This window comes from Achromobacter sp. JD-1, assembly GCF_038594925.1.
GTDB lineage: Bacteria > Pseudomonadota > Gammaproteobacteria > Burkholderiales > Burkholderiaceae_B > Achromobacter > Achromobacter spanius_C.
Genome location: NZ_JBCGCS010000007.1, coordinates 138,958 through 154,719 on the forward strand (window position 1 = coordinate 138,958; position 15,762 = coordinate 154,719).

Genomic DNA, 15,762 nt, shown 5'->3' on the forward strand with positions numbered 1-15,762 from the left:
GCCCGTGGCGCAGGGGAACGGGCGAATACGCTGCCGATTCGTCGTGGCGCGACGCCACACCTGTGGCGCGGCAGTGTGGCGGGAGGCGCTTGGTCGAGGGCAGGCGCAAGTTAGGCGAGGCGCGGCAAATTGCGGCCAGGCATGGCCAAGCGCGCTAACTGGCGGCGGCGCGGCAAGTTTACGGCCTGGTCGCGGACAGCAACGCCAGGAACCGGCAGTGCAGAAAGCCCTAGCGCCGCCCGCGCGGACCCAGCCCGTAACGCCGCATCTGGCGGTGCACGGTGGAACGGTCCAGGCCCAGCCGCCGAGCGGCTTCCGACACATTGCCCGCGCAACTGTCCAGTGTGGATCGCAACGCCGCTTCCTCGGCCGACACCGCGACGCCGCCCGGGGCCAGCGCTTCGGGCAGGTCGCCCGGTTCGATGACGCCGTGTTCGCACAGCGCGGCGGCCACCGCGATCACGTTGGCCAGTTCGCGGATGTTGCCCGGCCAGGCATGCGCCTTCAACGCCAGCAACGCGGCGGGCGACAGCACGGGCGCGCCGGATTCATCCTGGTGCCGCGCCAGCATGCGTGCGATCAGCCAGTCCAGGTCTTGACGCTCGCGCAGCGCGGGCACGGTCAGCGTGGCGGCATTGACGCGGTAGTAAAGGTCCTCACGAAAGCGTCCCTCGCGCACCAGCGCACCCAGGTCGCGGTGCGAGGCCGACACCAGCGCCAGGCGCAGCGCGCGCGGTGCGTTCGCGCCGATGGGCGTCACTTCGGATTCCGCCAGCACGCGCAGCAGTCGGCTTTGCAGCGCCAGCGGCATATCGCCGATCTCGTCCAGGAACAGCGTGCCGCCGTCGGCCTCTTCGATCAGGCCCTTGCGGCCCTTCGGCGCAGCGCCGGTGTAAGCGCCCGGCAGATAGCCGAACAGCTCGCTTTCAATCAATGATTCCGGAATGGCGGCACAGTTCACCGCCACGAAGCGGCCCGGTCGCCGGCTGTCTTCGTGAATCGCGCGCGCCAGGTATTCCTTCCCCACCCCGGTTTCCCCTTGCAGCAGGATAGGCAGGCCTTGCCGGGCAAGCTTGGCGGCGCGCGTCTGCAAGGCCGCCATCCTGGCATCGCCGCCGTCCAGCCCGCGCAGCGCGGACGGGGTGCCGCGCACCGCGACCGTGGCGCCGCGTGCACTGCGGTTCGGTTCAATGGCGTGCGCAAACAGCGCGTTGCCATCCCGCGCGACGATCAGGCGGTCCTGCGGCGCATGGCCGCGCGTGTATTGGGGCAGGTCGTCCAACTGCACGTCAAAGAAGCGCGTAACCGGTTGGCCGATCAGGCCCGCCGGCTGGCGCCAGTCCAGCCCGGCAGCGCGCGCCAGCAGCTTGGCGCCTGAATGCGTCATGCCCAGAATGCGGCCCGCGCCGTCCAGTGATATTGCCGCTTCCGGATCCACGTCCAAAAACTCGGGCGACCGCGCAAAGCGCAGCACCCATTCGTTGCGCGTGCGTGCCATCAGGTTGGCCAGTTCGATGCGGCGCGTCGTGCTGTTGACCAGGTGCAGCGCCAGATTTTGGCTGGTCTTCAGGCTGGGTGAACTCAGCAAGGAAATGTCCAGCACGGCGGCCAGTTCCCCGTCGGCGTTGTAGATCGGCGCGGCGGTGCAGGACAGCGGGGTATGGGTGTTGTCGAAATGGTCAGTCTGGTGAATGGTCAGCGCCTCGCCCGTCTCCAGGCAGGCGCCCACCGCGCAGGTGCCGGCGCGCGGCTCGGACCATTCCGATCCCAGGTACAGGCCCGCCTTGCGCAGCTTGGACGTCTGCGCGGGGTCGCCCAGGAATTCCACGGTGACGCCTTGGCGGTCGGCCAGCAGCAACACGTAGTTTTGCCCGGCCACCTGCCGGAACAGATGGTCCAGCCCGCTGCGCGCGATGCGGATCAGTGCTTCGGATTGCTGGCGGTGTTCTCGCAACCTGCCATCGGGCACGATATAGGCTTCGCAAGCCTGCGCGGGGTCCAGCCGGTATTGATCCAGGCAGCGCAGCCAACTGCGCACCACATGCGCGTCGCGCTGTGTGGGCCGGCCCCGGCCCACCTGTTCGATCTCGCGGATGTGGGCGGTATGCAGGGATTCCTGACTAGGCATGTCGTCTCCATGTTGCGCCCGGTCTACGCCGGATCAACAGGGCAGCATGCACAGAGACGAATCGGCTTGTAAATGGTGGTTATCCAGTGGTGGTGGGGGGCATCGATTGCTGGGGCGGGGGGCGGCTGAAGCTGGATTCAAGTATGGTCATTATTGGATTTTGAGGCTTTTGATTACTTGATACTGCCAGCGCGCGGTCGAAAAGAGCGGATCTTTGTGGTGACCCACCAGGGAACAGAGCGCGTATTGAACCCCAAAGGTTGTGCCGTAAGCCACGCCATCCCAGCAGTCATATATCTCTTCAACCGATTCCAGTTCAGTGGCGTCAGGGGATTCTTTGAGATAGTCGACCTGAAGTCGCGTAATTATTGTGGTGTCTCGATTGTTTTTTCTGGGGAATGAGTAGTGTCGCCTTTTTATAATGGTCTGCTTTGTGTCGCGGGCGCTGTCGTAATAATCTTCTCTTAAGGACTTTAATCGGCCATTTACGTATTTAAGTAGCACGAAGTCCGGAGAAGGGGTTTCGTTTGTCTTGAACGATCTAAGGCTTCCATAGAAGGCGGGGCTATTCACCTTATCTTCATAAAAAAATCTGCATTTATCGGCTTGGATAACTAGCGGTCGACTCGATTGCACTGAGTATCCGCAAGCTGAGGACAGGTCAAACAGAGCTCTGGAATTAGAGGCATTCGAATTTGAAGAAAATGCGATGATACCTAAGTGCATCAAGGTAGCCATTAATTTAATCATGGTCGAATGCTTCCCTCTGGAAGGTTGATAGGAACGTCGTCCGATATGGCCTGATACGCATGGGAAAAATATTTGATTCTGTTCTGTAAATGTGATGCCGCTCTGTTTACTTGTAAGGTGACGTTCAATACATCGGCGGCGATATGTGTGCCATCGCTCAAGTCTTGGAAATTCTTTATATCTGCTCTTGTACTTATATTGGTTAGGCCATCTGGCAACCACCTGTATTTTTTGGCGCTGCCCGGGGGGGTTGGAATCCGATCCCGAGTTCTTTCTGCGATCCAGTAGAAACCGGACGCGTCACATGCAGAATAAGCATCTTCTTCAAGCAAAAGCTGATGGGGTTCGTGCGTTACGTTCCTTCGGCGATATTTCTCGTATCTTCCATAATGGGCTCGTCCCGTTAGCTGAATGACGCCTCTTCCGCGAAATCGTGGTCCATCGCCGTCCTCAGTGTTGCCGGTGCCCGGCTTGTATTCATAAGCTGCGCCGCTTGCATATTCTCGTACCGTCTGAAACCCGTCGGTCTCTTGCACTATTTGCCCCCAGAAATGGGCTGTCCGGATCGGAGGTTCTAAATAGTATTTCCTGCGAATCAGGTTAAGAGCTCTGTGCATCCCGGCGGGCACGACATATTTGTCTTGTCGGTGTTGCCCCACAGTAATGATTGAAAGCGCATCTTCATATGTCAGTCCCAAACCGGTGGCTGGCAGCATTTGGACCATTTCCTTCGCGCTCAGCCACCCACATTTCTTAAACTCCTCAATAAATTGCAACGGATGAAAGTGGTAATGCACCTTATCCAGCGCCAAGCCTTTCTCCTGCGCCTCCTCCCAAAACGCCAGCGCCAGGTGATGCCGCTTCAGCCTGCCATACGCCTCATCGCTAAGGCACTCACTCGTCCTCAACACATTCGCCGGGCGTTGATCAGGATCGTCGACCTTCAGCCAGCCCCATCGCTGATCAAAATCGTCACGCGACCATTCCGTGGGAATCTTCACCACACAGCGGCGCAACGCCTTGGATACCTGCGCGGTGCGAATCTTGGCGGTGGCGCGTGCCAGGCGGTCTTGGTATTGCATCAAGGCGTGCGCGCCGGTCGCCACCTTGTGGATCGCGTCGCCTATGACGCCTGTCACCTGCGGTAGCGGATGCGGCGTGGGTTTTAACGGCTCAATCAGGTTCAGCAGCGTGCCGGAATCACACCGGCTATTCCCATCCAGGTCGTCGTCAATAAACGTCCAGCCTTGCCAATGCGGAAAATCAGCGTCGCTGTAGACGCGAACGCCTGCCGCATTCAGATCAACAAAAAATATGCTGCCATCAGACAGCCGGACTCTGCGGATATGCGGCAGCCGGCCGTTATACAGATCGCTTTGCGCTGGTGCATCAGGACCCAGCACACGGCCAAAGCGCAGCATTTCAAAGCCCGCGCTGGGGCAACCTGGATAGTTTTTGACGGCGGTGTTGTAAAGCTCGTACGAACTCTCGCTTTTCTCGGCGGCGCCTTGCAAGATGCCGGTTACCTTGCCCTGCCGGTTGCGGGCAGTGACCGTGAAAACTCCGCGCTGTTCGCTGATGCTGATGATTAGCTCTGCTGTCGTCCGTGCCGCCACCGGTACATGCCAGTTCGCCCAATGGTCGGGATTTGAACCGGAAGGAAAGCGGTCGGCCAGTGCGCCGTATACCCCAGGCACGTAGATCGTTCTTTCGGTTGCGCTAGGGGTGGGTAGATCAAACATATTCTGGTGGGCGCCGGTTACCCAGTTGAACCACGTCTTCTCGTCCCCCTCCCGCACCGCGCCGCTAATGGACTTGCGGTTCATCTTCCACAACTGATCCGGGGTGGTGCCGAACAAGGATGCAATGGCATCGGGGCGATCATTGCTTCCCGGTTGCCCGGATTGAAATAAGCGGGTGAGATAGGTGCTTCGAAACTCACGAGGGTTCGTGTCGTACAGCGGGGTATTGGCCGGCAGCACAAAATGAATATCACCCCACACGCAGTCGCGTCGGCCTTCCTTGCTTTTCAGTTCACCCGTGCTGCGACCCAGCAGTCGCTCAACGTTGGCCTTGTCGGCCACGATTTCGAAGTGAATGCGGTGGGGTTCACCGTAGATGTAGCCCGCCTGAGCGATGGCCTCTTTGCGGTACACCTTGTCGCCGGTGTTCAAGGCGAGTTTTGTGCCCGCGTTCTTTTCCAAAGCGTGCAGGTGCTGATAGATCGAATAGAAGGTGACGCTGACGCCTTCACCGATCTCGGTGTCGTGCTTCAGGACCAAGACGCCGTTGCTGGTCCAGCCCTTGTAGTACATCAAGGGGGCATTGGATGGCGAGGCGGCATCGATTGCCGGTTTAGGTTTGTCGCTGGCCCTGGCATACACCACGACGCCATCCGCAATCGCCCGCACCGGTTCAGGATTCTGTGGAGACCCCGGCGCCACCAGATGCACTCCGCCATGCCAGCCAAACTGATGGCTGACAGGAAACGCACCCTTGCCGGATTTTTCACCCAGGCTCCAGTAGGCATTGCTCTCCGCGTCTTCGGCTTGCAGCACGGCGCGTAGGAAGGGTGCGCTGATCAACATGACGTCTTACTCCCAGGTTCGAACTGCGATGAACTCCTGCGCGGTTCCTTACTCTGACAACGGAATATCCGCCGGGTCGACGTCGCGCGACACGGCGGGCATTCCCGCTATCTGGAGTGAGCTGCCGCTGCCCGAGCTGCTCTGGCTCAGGGGCCCCTTGATCTTGATTTCGACGCCATCCAGCGTGATGCCCGAGCCGTCGATGGTGATGGTGCCGCCAGGGCCCTTGAAGATCACTTTCTCGCCGGTCTGCAACTCGTAGACGGTGGTCTTGCGGTGTATCTTCTGGCCCACTTCAAGCAGGTCGTACCCTTCGATCTTCGTTTCGGCATACCCGCCGATGTCGGTCCAGTGGTTGGCCGCCGTCTTGTCGCGACGGCTGTTGCCGACGTCTTCCGTGCGGTCCTTGGCCGTATGTATGGTGTGATTGCGGCCCACGTTCAGGAAGTCGTCCTGGCCCGTGCTGTGACGGCGGTCTTGGCCGATATCGACGTGCTCGTTGTTGGCCACGGTTTCGCGGCGGTCGCGGCCGATGGCGATCGTCTCGTCGTTTTCGATCTTTTCGCTGCGGTCGTGTCCCACGAAGGTGGTTTCGTCGTGATTGACGTGGATGTTCTGGTCGCGCTGCGCATGCACGAAAATTTCTTCCTGATCGCGCTCATCTTCAAAGCGCAGTTCGTTGTAGCCTTCGCCCTTGTGGGTCTGGCTTTTGATCGTCATGCGCGTCTTGTGACGGGGCAGTTCGTAAGGCGGTAGTTGCAGCGCCATATGGGTGCGGCCCGTGATGACAGCCTGGTCCACGTCGCCATCCAAAAAATTCACGATCACTTCCTGTCCGATGCGCGGAATGGCCATGTGCCCCCACATCGCCCCGGCCCAGTTTTGCGACACCCGGATCCAGCACGAACTGTGTTCGTCGTGGCGGCCCAGGCGGTCCCAGGGAAACTGCACTTTGACGCGCCCGTAACTGTCGCAATAAATCTCTTCGCCTTTTGGCCCCGTCACCGTGGCAATTTGAGGCCCGTCGATGCGCGGCTTGGGCAGCGGCTCGGCACGCCATTCCGTATGTTTGGAGACAAGCTCTGCCGTGTAGGCATAGCGCGTGCCTTGCTGTGCATCGGCGCCGTCTTCCTGTTGGCTGCTGTGCTGCACGCCGTGATGACGCATGCGTACCGGGCGCCAGCCTTGGTTCAGGTCGCTGCGCGGATGGCCTTCCAGTTCGAATGACAAGCCCGGGACCAGGCGCGGGTCATCGCCTTCGACCGTGGCGACGCGCGCATCGCGCCGTAGCCCACGCAGGCGGTTCTCGGTGAACGGTATGCCCGCTTCGTCGCGTTTGTAGCGGCCCGGGTAGTCATAGCGTTCGTAGTGGCGATGCTGGTGGTCCAGGTTGACGCCATCGCGGCTGTGTTCCTGCGTGTACCTGGGGTGCGTGTAGGTGTAGTCGCGTTGGGTTTGGCGGGCCGTGCGTACCTGTTCGGCGTAGGTGAAGCGGCGCAACGCCGGTTCGGCTTGGTCGCCACCCGGTGCAGGCTGGTACTGAACCGGGCCGCCGTCGATGTTGCCGTGGATATGCAGACGGTCGCTGTGGACCAGGCGGTGGCCTTTGGCATGATGATGAAAGGCATGGAAGAAGCCTTCTTCGCGCGCCAGGCGTTCCAGGAAATACAGATCGGTGTCGCCCGCCTGCACGCAGTATTCGCGGGGCAGATGTTCGTGGGTGACCGTCTGTTCGTAGTCCAGGACCCCGTGTTCTTTAAGCACCGCTTGCAGGATTTCGGGTACGGACAGATGCTGGAAGATGCGCCAGTCTGAACACAGGCCGGCGCGGGCCAATAGCGGTTCGACGGTGGCGCGGTAGCGGGTGCGGCGAAAGCCGGTGGTGCCTTGTTCGAAGCGCGAGACCACGCCGTGCACGTAGCGTACTGGGATGCCTTGATGCCAGATGGTCAGCAACGCTGCCTGATCCAGCACCAGGCCGAAGTCCACCGATGATTCATGGCTGGCCAGAGCTAGGTCCAGGCGAAAGGGCTCGGACAAGCCCTCGTCCAGGGTGAACTCGACCACTTCAAAGTCCATGCCGCCTACGATGCCAAAGCTGAATCGAAAGTCGTGTTTGTGACTCACGATGCCCCCCATTGAGTGCGTGATGCGGCACATCTTGGACAGCGATTCAGGGTATGGCTATAGGACGACTAAGAAATATTGAACATCGAAGGCGGGACGTTATCGAGCGTGCTTGGCTGATGCCGGCCTTTTCAGAAACCAGCGATATAAATCATGCTTATCCAGCGGTATCCCGATCCATGGATCGCAGCGCCTTGGGGATGCGGTAGCGCTTGCCGTCAAACGTCAGGGTGTGGCGGGTCTTGCCTTGCTTGATGGTTTTTTCCTCGCAGCCGCCTTGCTGCACCGAAGCGCGGCTGGCCGAGTACGATTCGGTGGCGATCAGGTTGCGGTAGCCACGGCGTTGCGTGTCGCCTATCGCCAGGCTGACGGCGATTTCCGAGAATTCGCCCGCGCAGGTGGTGTCCCATTCGCCGGACGAGTGGTTGACGATCATGCCGTCCAGCACCAGGCGCAATTCGTTTGCATGCACGGTGAACAGGCGCAGGCTGGTTTCGTCGAAGGGGTTGGCGCGCGATGCGCCCTCGCGTTCGATCCGGATGCCGAAGGCGCGCTGGTCGGCCGCCACGTCATAGCGCGCCGTGTCGAACGCCAGCCCGACGATGCGCACGGCATCGTCCGACATCAGGTCCACCAGCCTGCGCCGTTGGCGCACTTCTAGCGTTTGCTTGTCCAGCACCAGCACGTCCAGGTCGCCAACGTGGCCGTTCTCGGGGTCGGGCGTGTCCTGCATCAAGGGCACCGCCACCAGCAACAGATCCGGGTTGGCGGGCCAGACCTTGCAGGCCACGGCAAACGGCGCGCCTACATCGGCATCGGACAGCGTGACGATGGCGTGTCCTTCCGCAAGGCGAATGCGGCCTTGGGCGTCGGGCTTGTCGGTGTTGTTGTAGGCGGCGCGCACGATGCCGGCTGCTTCGGGGCAGGGGCCGCTGGCGGCTTGTGCGGCGCCGCAAGCCAGTATGGCGGCCAGGGTCAAGGCGCCGGTCAACAGCGAATAGGGACGGAGCATGGCGGGTGGGCGGAGGGGAGACGCTCGAATTTTACTCAGGCCGCGTCTTGGGGCCGGAATAGCGACTAGGGTTGCTACCCGTTCAGCCGCCGTGAAGCCCAGCTTAATAAATCCTTAATTGGCAGCCACGCGGCGCTGCGTCAGAGTGCGCAACAGAGAAAACGGCCGTCAGATGCCGTCCTGGTCGGCGAACCGATCCGCCGCGCCATCAACCCCGCACAGCAAAACCCTATCGAAAGAAATCCGGGACACACCGGGTGGCTTGCTATCGACCGTTGCCACGTGGTGGCGGTCATCCATGTTGGTTCGAGGAGACGACAATGAGCAAAAGCTGGAAGAGCGTTGCAGGTGTGTTGGGGGCGATGGCGATCATGGCGGGGGCGGGCGCGCAGGCCGCCGACGCGCCGCCCGACGTCAAGCTGATGCAGATGTCCGTGGGCAAGATCGAGCTGGACAAAGGCTTCATGACCGCCATGGTCGATGTGGGCACCAAGATCAAGATCCCCGTGCCCGCCTATGTCATTCAGCATCCGCGCGGGCTGGTCCTGTTCGATACCGGCATGAACCAGGCCACCGCCGACGGCAACTGCGCCAACTACTGGGGGCAGGGCCTGTGCGGCGCCTTCAATTCCATCCAGGGCCGCGACGAAGTCATCGACCGCCAGTTGAAGGCCGCGGGCTTTGACGTCAGCGACGTGAAGTACGTGGTGTATTCGCACTTCCACCTGGACCACGCCGGCAATATCAAGATGTTCCCCAAGGCCAAGCATGTGGTGCAAAAGGCCGAGCTGCGCGCCGCCTGGTGGCCCGAAAAATTCCAGCGCGCCGCCTATGTCATGAAAGACTTCGACACCACGCGCGACTACGACTTCATCCAGGTGGAAGGCGACTTCGACCTGTTTGGCAACGGCACCATCGTGCTGCTGGACACCAAGGGCCACACGCAGGGCCACCAGTCCTTGCAAGTGAAACTGAAGAATACCGGCACGGTGCTGCTGGCGGCTGACGCCATCTACACCGCTGAAAACGAGGCCGGCGTCATTCCGGGCATCACCTGGAACACCGCCGCGTCGATGCAGGCTATCGACCGGCTCAAGCAGATACGCGATGCGCGCCAGGGGCAGCTTTGGTATAGCCACGACGCCGAGCAGCATGCGCAGAACGCCAAGACCAAGATCTTTGACTAAGGCGCTGGCCCCAACACCGACCCGGGCAATCCCGACCCCGCCACTTCGACCCAAGGCATCCCATGCAGCCGGCTGTTGCTTTGCATCAGGTCTGCAAGTCGTTCGGGCCCCGGCAGGTCCTGCATTCCCTGAGCCTTTCCGTGGCGCCCGGGGAAATCGTGGGCCTGTTGGGGCCGAACGGCAGCGGCAAGACCACCACCCTGCGCCTGATGGCCGGGTTCTACACCCCCGACAGTGGCCGCGTCACCGTGCGCGGCCAGGAACCCGCCCCAGGCCGGGGCAATGCGGACATCGGCTATCTGCCCGAACGCGCGCCGCTGTACGACGCGCTGACCGTCATGCAATACCTGGAGTTTGGCGCGGGCGTAAAGGTGGCCGGCGGGGCGCGCGCGCGTCGCCAGGCCATTGAACGCGCCATCGACGGCTTCGACTTGCAAGCCGTTGCCGGCAGCGCCATCGGCCGCCTGTCCAAGGGCCAGCGGCAACGGGTGGGGCTGGCGCAAGCCGTGCTGAATGATCCGCCCGTGCTGCTGCTGGACGAAGCCACCAACGGCCTGGACCCGGTGCAGATCGTGGAAGCACGCGCCATGATCCGCCGCTGCGCCGAAGGGCGCGCGGTGGTGTTCAGCAGCCATCTCATGCAAGAGGTGGAAGCCCTGTGCACCCGCATCGCCATCCTGCGCCAAGGCCATCTGGTGGAAGACGCAGCCTTGGGCCAGGCGCAGTCGGCGCTGCAATTGCAACTGGCCTTGCCCATGTCGGGCCACGCGGCCTTGCATACCGCCTTGTCGGCCTGCCCGGGCGTGCACGCGGTGGACGCCACGGTGCTGGACGCCGGGCTGAGCAAGTGGCGCATCAGTTGGAACACCGCCAGTGGTGGTGAACAGCCAGGCGCCGTGTGCGACCAGGTGCTGCGCATTGTGCTGGCGCATGCCCAGGTGCGCGCCGTGCTGTCCTTGCGCGACGCCGTCGAAACCCGCCTGCTGGCGGCGCTGGCGCCAAATGATCCGGTGTTGCGGAGGCGCGCATGAAGGGCTTTCTTGCCTTGTACCGAAAAGAGCTGCGCACCGACTTCGGCTCGCCCGTGGCGCTGGTGGTGGTGGCCGTGTTCTGGGCGCTGTCGGGCTACCTGTTCAGCTTCAATCTGTTCTTCGTCAGCACCGGGCAAATGGTGACGGCGTTTCACAACATGACGATCCTGCTGATCCTGGTGATGCCGCTGGTCAGCATGCGCGCGTTTGCGGAAGAGGCGCGCCAAGGCACGCTGGAATTGCTGCTGACCTTGCCCTTGTCGGACGCAACGCTGGTGGCGGCCAAGTACGCGGCGGGGCTGACCGTGCTGGCCTTGATGCTGGCGGGCACGAGCGCCGCCGTGCTGCCGCTGGCCTGGTACGGGCAGCCTGACTACGGCCCCATCGTGGGCGGCTACATCGGCGTGTTCCTGTACGGCGCGCTGTTCCTGGCGATAGGCATTGCCGTGTCCAGCGCCTGCGCGAACCAGATCGTGGCGGCCAGCGCCACCTGGGGCATCCTGGTGTTGCTGTGGTTCATGGATTACCCGGCCGCGCTGGATGCCTTTCCGGCCTTGTCGCCGTTATTCCAGGCGCTGTCCTTGTCGGCGCAGCATGTGGACTTTATTCGCGGCGTGCTGCCTGGGCCCGCCACGGTGACGCTTGCCAGCGTGGCGGTGCTGGCGCTGATGATCGCGGCCGTCAACCTGAAGCGCTGGAGGCTGCGATGAACGGCCACCCCGGCTTGCGCCGCGCGGGCAGACGGCTGTGGCTATGGCTGCCCGTGCTGGCGGTCGCGGCCTTGCTGCTGGCGCTGAACTTGTGGGCATCCCGACATCTGGGCCGTTGGGACCTGACCGCGCAACGGCTCTACAGCCTGTCGCCCGAAAGCCTGGAGGTGGCGCGCCAGATCAAGCAGCCTGTGGACGTGACCTGGTTCTACGACCTGCGCAACAAAAGCATGGTGGATGCGCTGGAACTGCTGCGCCAGTACGAGCACGCCAACCCGCTGATCCGCGTGCGCGGCGTGGACCCGGCGCTGCGCCCGGCCGAGGCGCGCGAAGCCGGCATCCAGTTCGCGGGCAGCGCGGTGCTGGCCGCCGACAGCCGCAAAATGACGATCAACGGCGGCACCGAAACCGACTTCACCAACGCACTGATCCGCATCAGCCAGCAGGGCGCGCAAACGGTGTGCTTCACGCAAGGGCATCGCGAAGCCATGCTGGACAGCCTGACGTCGCTGGACGATCTGGAAGACCACGGCGACGACGAAAACCTGGTGGCGCGTGTCGAAGTGCATGAGCAGCACGGCATGGCAATGGCGCGCAATGCCTTGCAGACGTTGGGCTTTGGCACCCGCGCCGTGAACGCGGGCAGCCTGGCGCAAGCGCTGCCAGCCTGCGCCGTGGTGGTGGCGGCCGGCCCGCGCACGCCCTTCGGCGCGGACGACACGCGGGCGCTGCGCCGCTGGACCGCTGCTGGCGGCAAGACCTTGCTGCTGCTGGAGCCCGACACGCAGCATGGCCTGGACGCCTTGCTGGCCGACTTCGGCATTGCGCGGCCTGCCGGTGCGTTGGTGGACCCGGGCAGCCACTATCGCAACGACGCCGGTAGCCCGGCGGTTAGCGACTACACCCGCCACAAGATGACGCGCGGCCTGCCATTAAGCTTTTTTCCCGGCGCGGCTGTGCTGGAGCCCGCGGGCGACAGCCTGCCCCCGGGGGTGACCGTGATTCCGGTGGCGCAGACGTCTGCCCAGGCGCATCTGCCGGGTCAAGCCGGCACGCGGCATACCTTGATGGCGCTGGCCACGCGCAACGCGCAGGCGGCGAGTACGGACGGATCGGCGCGGCCCACCCTGTTGGTGGCGGGCGATAGCGACTTTGCGACCAACCGCCATTTCGCCACCCTGGGCAACGGCGCGCTCTTCACCAGCGCGGTCACGCTGCTGGCTGGCGAAGACGCCTTGCTGACGATCCGCCCGCGCCATTATGAAAACCGCCGCGTCGAACTTACCAATCGCCAGATGCGTACGGTGTTCTGGACCAGCACCGTGGTCTTGCCGCTGCTGGCGTTGATGACGGGCTTGTTGCTGTGGTGGAGGCGGCGATGAACGGGGCAATGAACGCGGCGCGCATAGGCGGTGGCCTTCGCCGTCGCCATTGCCTTCGCCTTGCGTGGCCAATGCTGCTGGCGGCTGGGGTGGCGCTGTCGGCGTGGCAGTGGCATGAAGCCGGGGAGTCGCCCGCCATGCATGGCGGCCACACGCATCTGCACGACGATACCGGCAAGCCCGCGCGCCTGTATGCCTGGAACGCGGAGCAAGCGGCCCGCATCACCTTGGAGATCCCCGCATCCGCGCAGGCATCAAAGCAAACGTTGACGCTGCAACGCGGCGCGCAAGGCTGGGTAGCGACGCCCGCCGCCGCCAACTTCGACGCTGCCGACTTTCTGAACTTGTTCTCGCACGCGCGCAGCGACCGCATCCTGAACCCGCATGCGGACGAATCCTATGGCTTGAACCCACCCGCGCTGCGTATCGCCATCGACGACGCCAACGGCGCCGCGCTGGCCCGCATGGACGTGGGGGCGCTTACGCCGGATGGCCTAGGCCGTTATGTGCAATTGCCCGACGAGCCGCATCTGCGCATCATCCCCAATTACCAGACGCGGGCGCCTTTGGCAGCGATCCAGGTAAACCCGCAGACGATAAGCACGCCTTCAACGGCCACTCTATCGCTTGTGAAACCCGGCTTGCACAAAGATAAATAGGCGCTGAAAACGCGCATCCCTATACTTCTTTTCCACATCGGACGAGTACGAAAAGCGGGCATTGCCAGCCATCACACCCGTCCATATAAACGCCTTCCGGCCTGATCCGTATTGCATCGGAAACAGGCACGGCAAGGTCCATAACGAGACAAGGGCGCGCCATGCGCGTCCCGGGCGACATGCCCGTACCACCGTGCTGGGGACGCACGTTGCCAAGGCAACGCATCGCCCGCGCGGCAGGTGCTTAGCGGATTGGGAGAAGACGCTTGACCTTGGATCTACTGCCTCTCGCCTTGGTGGATGGCGTGGCGTACGCCAGTCTGCTGTTCCTGGTGTCGATGGGACTAACCCTGGTGTTCGGCGTGATGGGCATCTTGAATGTCGCCCATGGCGCCTTCTACGCCTTCGGTGGCTATGCCGCGGCCAGCCTCGTCATGTTCCTGGCGCCCAAGACCGATTCCCCCTTCCTGCTGTTCGCCGCCTTGTTCGTGGCCGCCATCGCGGTGGGCCTGGCCTTGGGCAGCATCATGGAATTCGTGCTGATCCGCCGTGCGCAAAATTACGACCCCATTCTGAAGCTGCTGATCACCTTTGGCGGCTTCCTGATGCTGGAAGACATTCAGCGCCTGCTGTGGGGCGCGCAGCCCTATAGCGCCAGCGAAGTCGTCAACCGCCTGGGCAATATCGAAATCGGTGACATCACCTACACCACTTACCAACTGGTGGTGGTGCCGGTGACCGCCGTGCTGGCCTACGTGTGCCTGGAATTCTTCCTGCGCCACACCAAGCTGGGCAAGCAGACGGTGGCCACCACGCACAACCGTGAAGTGGCCACGTCGCTGGGCATCAACGCCAAGAAGATCGGCTACGTCACCTTCGTGATCGCGACCATTCTGGGCGCGCTGGGCGGCGCGATGGCCGCGCCCACCACGTCGCTGGTGCCGGGCGCGGGCACCGACATGACCGTGCTGTCGTTCGCCGTCGTCGCCACGGCGGGCCTGGGGCAGATCACTGGCGCGCTGATTGCCGCATTGCTGATTGGCGTCATGCGCTCCATTGCCGTCTACGCCGCGCCTGAACTTGAAGTGGCGGTGCCGTACATCATCATGGTGCTGGTGCTGATCATCCGGCCGCATGGCTTGTTCACCGTCGCCCAAGCCCGGAGGATCTGATGAAAGTCGTCGTACTCAGCCTCGTGGCCGCGCTGGCCACGCTATTGCTTGGCTATACCTATTCGTGGACCATCACGCCGATCGTCATCGGCCTGACCTACGCCATCGCCGCCTTAGGCGTGTCGGTGATGGCCCGCGCCGGCCAGATCTCGTTCGGCCACGCCATGTATTCCTGCATCTCGGCCTACACGGTGGCCTTTCTGGCGCGCGCCATGCCGGGCGCCGATGCGCTGGTGCTGATACTGGCCGGTGTCGTGGCCAGCTTCCTGGCCGCCATTGTGATCGGCCTGTTCGTGGTGCGGTATCGCGGCATCTTCTTCGGCATGCTGAACCTGGCGCTAAGCATGGTGTTGTTTGCGCTGCTGGGCAAGCTCTACACCCTGACAGGCGGCTCGGACGGCATGCGCATCGTGCGGCCCGCCATCGCTGGCGTGCTGATGGAGCGCGATGCATTCGAACGCGCCTTGCTGGTGTTGACGCTGGTCGTATCGCTGGTGCTGGCCTGGTGGGTGCAGCGCTACTTCCGGTCGGGCAGCGGCCAGGCGCTGGCGGCCATCAAGACGAACGAAACGCGCATTGAATACCTGGGGTTTTCCGCTTACTTCATCATGTGGAAGGGCTATCTGCTGTCGGCCGTGGTGGTGGGGTTTTCAGGTGCGATCCTGGCGCTGATGCAGGGCCTGGTCACGCCGGAAATCGGCTCGTGGCTGCGGTCGGGCGAGTTCGTGTTCATCACGATTCTGGGCGGGGCCGGGCATGCCGCCGGCGCGTTCCTGGGGGCGGTGGGCTTTGAAACCGTGAAGCTGGTGTCGGCCGCGTACTTCCCCGGCCTGTGGCAGTTCTTGCTGGGCCTGACGCTGATCCTGGTGATCTTCATGTTCCCCACCGGCTTTGTCGGCCAGATCATGCAGCGCGTCGCCACGAAAAAACGCGACCAAGCTCGGGCCCGCGCCGGCGCCAACGCCGCCTTGCAGGCGCGTGTTTCCGCCGCTACGCAATCGCCGGCTAGGAACTGA

The 15,762-nt window shown here is 62.8% G+C and carries 12 protein-coding genes; 7 read left to right on the forward strand and 5 right to left on the reverse strand.

What is annotated here, in order from left to right; genetic code table 11:
- Positions 1 to 229: 229 nt before the first annotated feature.
- The 5 genes from WBR68_RS13290 to WBR68_RS13310 all read right to left on the reverse strand — a co-directional run bounded on the left by WBR68_RS13290 (position 230) and on the right by WBR68_RS13310 (position 8,605).
- Entirely contained in the window at positions 230 to 2,128 is a 1,899-nt protein-coding gene (locus tag WBR68_RS13290) for a sigma-54-dependent Fis family transcriptional regulator (protein ID WP_230694479.1), read from the reverse strand.
- Between the two features lie 150 nt (positions 2,129 to 2,278).
- Entirely contained in the window at positions 2,279 to 2,878 is a 600-nt protein-coding gene (locus tag WBR68_RS13295; RefSeq protein ID WP_157055345.1) for a hypothetical protein, read from the reverse strand.
- Positions 2,875 to 5,466: a M23 family metallopeptidase gene (locus tag WBR68_RS13300; protein WP_230694480.1), complete on the reverse strand. Its 2,592-nt coding sequence runs from the start codon at positions 5,464 to 5,466 to the stop codon at positions 2,875 to 2,877. Before WBR68_RS13300 ends, WBR68_RS13295 begins: the two co-directional genes overlap by 4 nt.
- Before the next feature lie 48 nt (positions 5,467 to 5,514).
- On the reverse strand, positions 5,515 to 7,593 hold the full coding sequence (locus WBR68_RS13305; RefSeq protein ID WP_230694481.1) for a type VI secretion system Vgr family protein: 2,079 nt from the start codon (positions 7,591 to 7,593) through the stop codon (positions 5,515 to 5,517).
- A 157-nt stretch (positions 7,594 to 7,750) separates the two neighbouring features.
- Positions 7,751 to 8,605, reverse strand: coding sequence for a hypothetical protein (locus WBR68_RS13310; RefSeq protein ID WP_230694482.1), 855 nt, complete (start codon positions 8,603 to 8,605; stop codon positions 7,751 to 7,753).
- 320 nt (positions 8,606 to 8,925) lie between these two features.
- On the opposite strand from WBR68_RS13310, the gene WBR68_RS13315 reads away from it, so the two are divergent.
- The 7 genes from WBR68_RS13315 (at position 8,926) to WBR68_RS13345 (ending at position 15,762) form a co-directional block, all read left to right on the forward strand.
- Positions 8,926 to 9,792 carry an N-acyl homoserine lactonase family protein gene (locus WBR68_RS13315; RefSeq protein WP_230694483.1) on the forward strand — a complete coding sequence of 289 codons (867 nt, stop codon included), beginning with the start codon at positions 8,926 to 8,928 and terminating at the stop codon, positions 9,790 to 9,792.
- Positions 9,793 to 9,854: 62 nt separating this feature from the next.
- Positions 9,855 to 10,823 (forward strand): ABC transporter ATP-binding protein, encoded by a 969-nt coding sequence (locus WBR68_RS13320; RefSeq protein ID WP_127185838.1) that lies wholly within the window; start codon positions 9,855 to 9,857, stop codon positions 10,821 to 10,823.
- Positions 10,820 to 11,533 carry an ABC transporter permease gene (locus WBR68_RS13325; protein ID WP_230694485.1) on the forward strand — a complete coding sequence of 238 codons (714 nt, stop codon included), beginning with the start codon at positions 10,820 to 10,822 and terminating at the stop codon, positions 11,531 to 11,533. Before WBR68_RS13320 ends, WBR68_RS13325 begins: the two co-directional genes overlap by 4 nt.
- Positions 11,530 to 12,915: a GldG family protein gene (locus WBR68_RS13330; RefSeq protein ID WP_230694486.1), complete on the forward strand. Its 1,386-nt coding sequence runs from the start codon at positions 11,530 to 11,532 to the stop codon at positions 12,913 to 12,915. The genes WBR68_RS13325 and WBR68_RS13330 overlap by 4 nt, the downstream gene beginning before the upstream one ends.
- 71 nt (positions 12,916 to 12,986) lie before the next feature.
- Positions 12,987 to 13,574 (forward strand): DUF4340 domain-containing protein, encoded by a 588-nt coding sequence (locus tag WBR68_RS13335; protein ID WP_230694487.1) that lies wholly within the window; start codon positions 12,987 to 12,989, stop codon positions 13,572 to 13,574.
- Positions 13,575 to 13,840: 266 nt separating this feature from the next.
- Positions 13,841 to 14,746: a branched-chain amino acid ABC transporter permease gene (locus WBR68_RS13340; RefSeq protein ID WP_050449410.1), complete on the forward strand. Its 906-nt coding sequence runs from the start codon at positions 13,841 to 13,843 to the stop codon at positions 14,744 to 14,746.
- Positions 14,746 to 15,762 (forward strand): branched-chain amino acid ABC transporter permease, encoded by a 1,017-nt coding sequence (locus WBR68_RS13345; RefSeq protein WP_050449411.1) that lies wholly within the window; start codon positions 14,746 to 14,748, stop codon positions 15,760 to 15,762. The genes WBR68_RS13340 and WBR68_RS13345 overlap by 1 nt, the downstream gene beginning before the upstream one ends.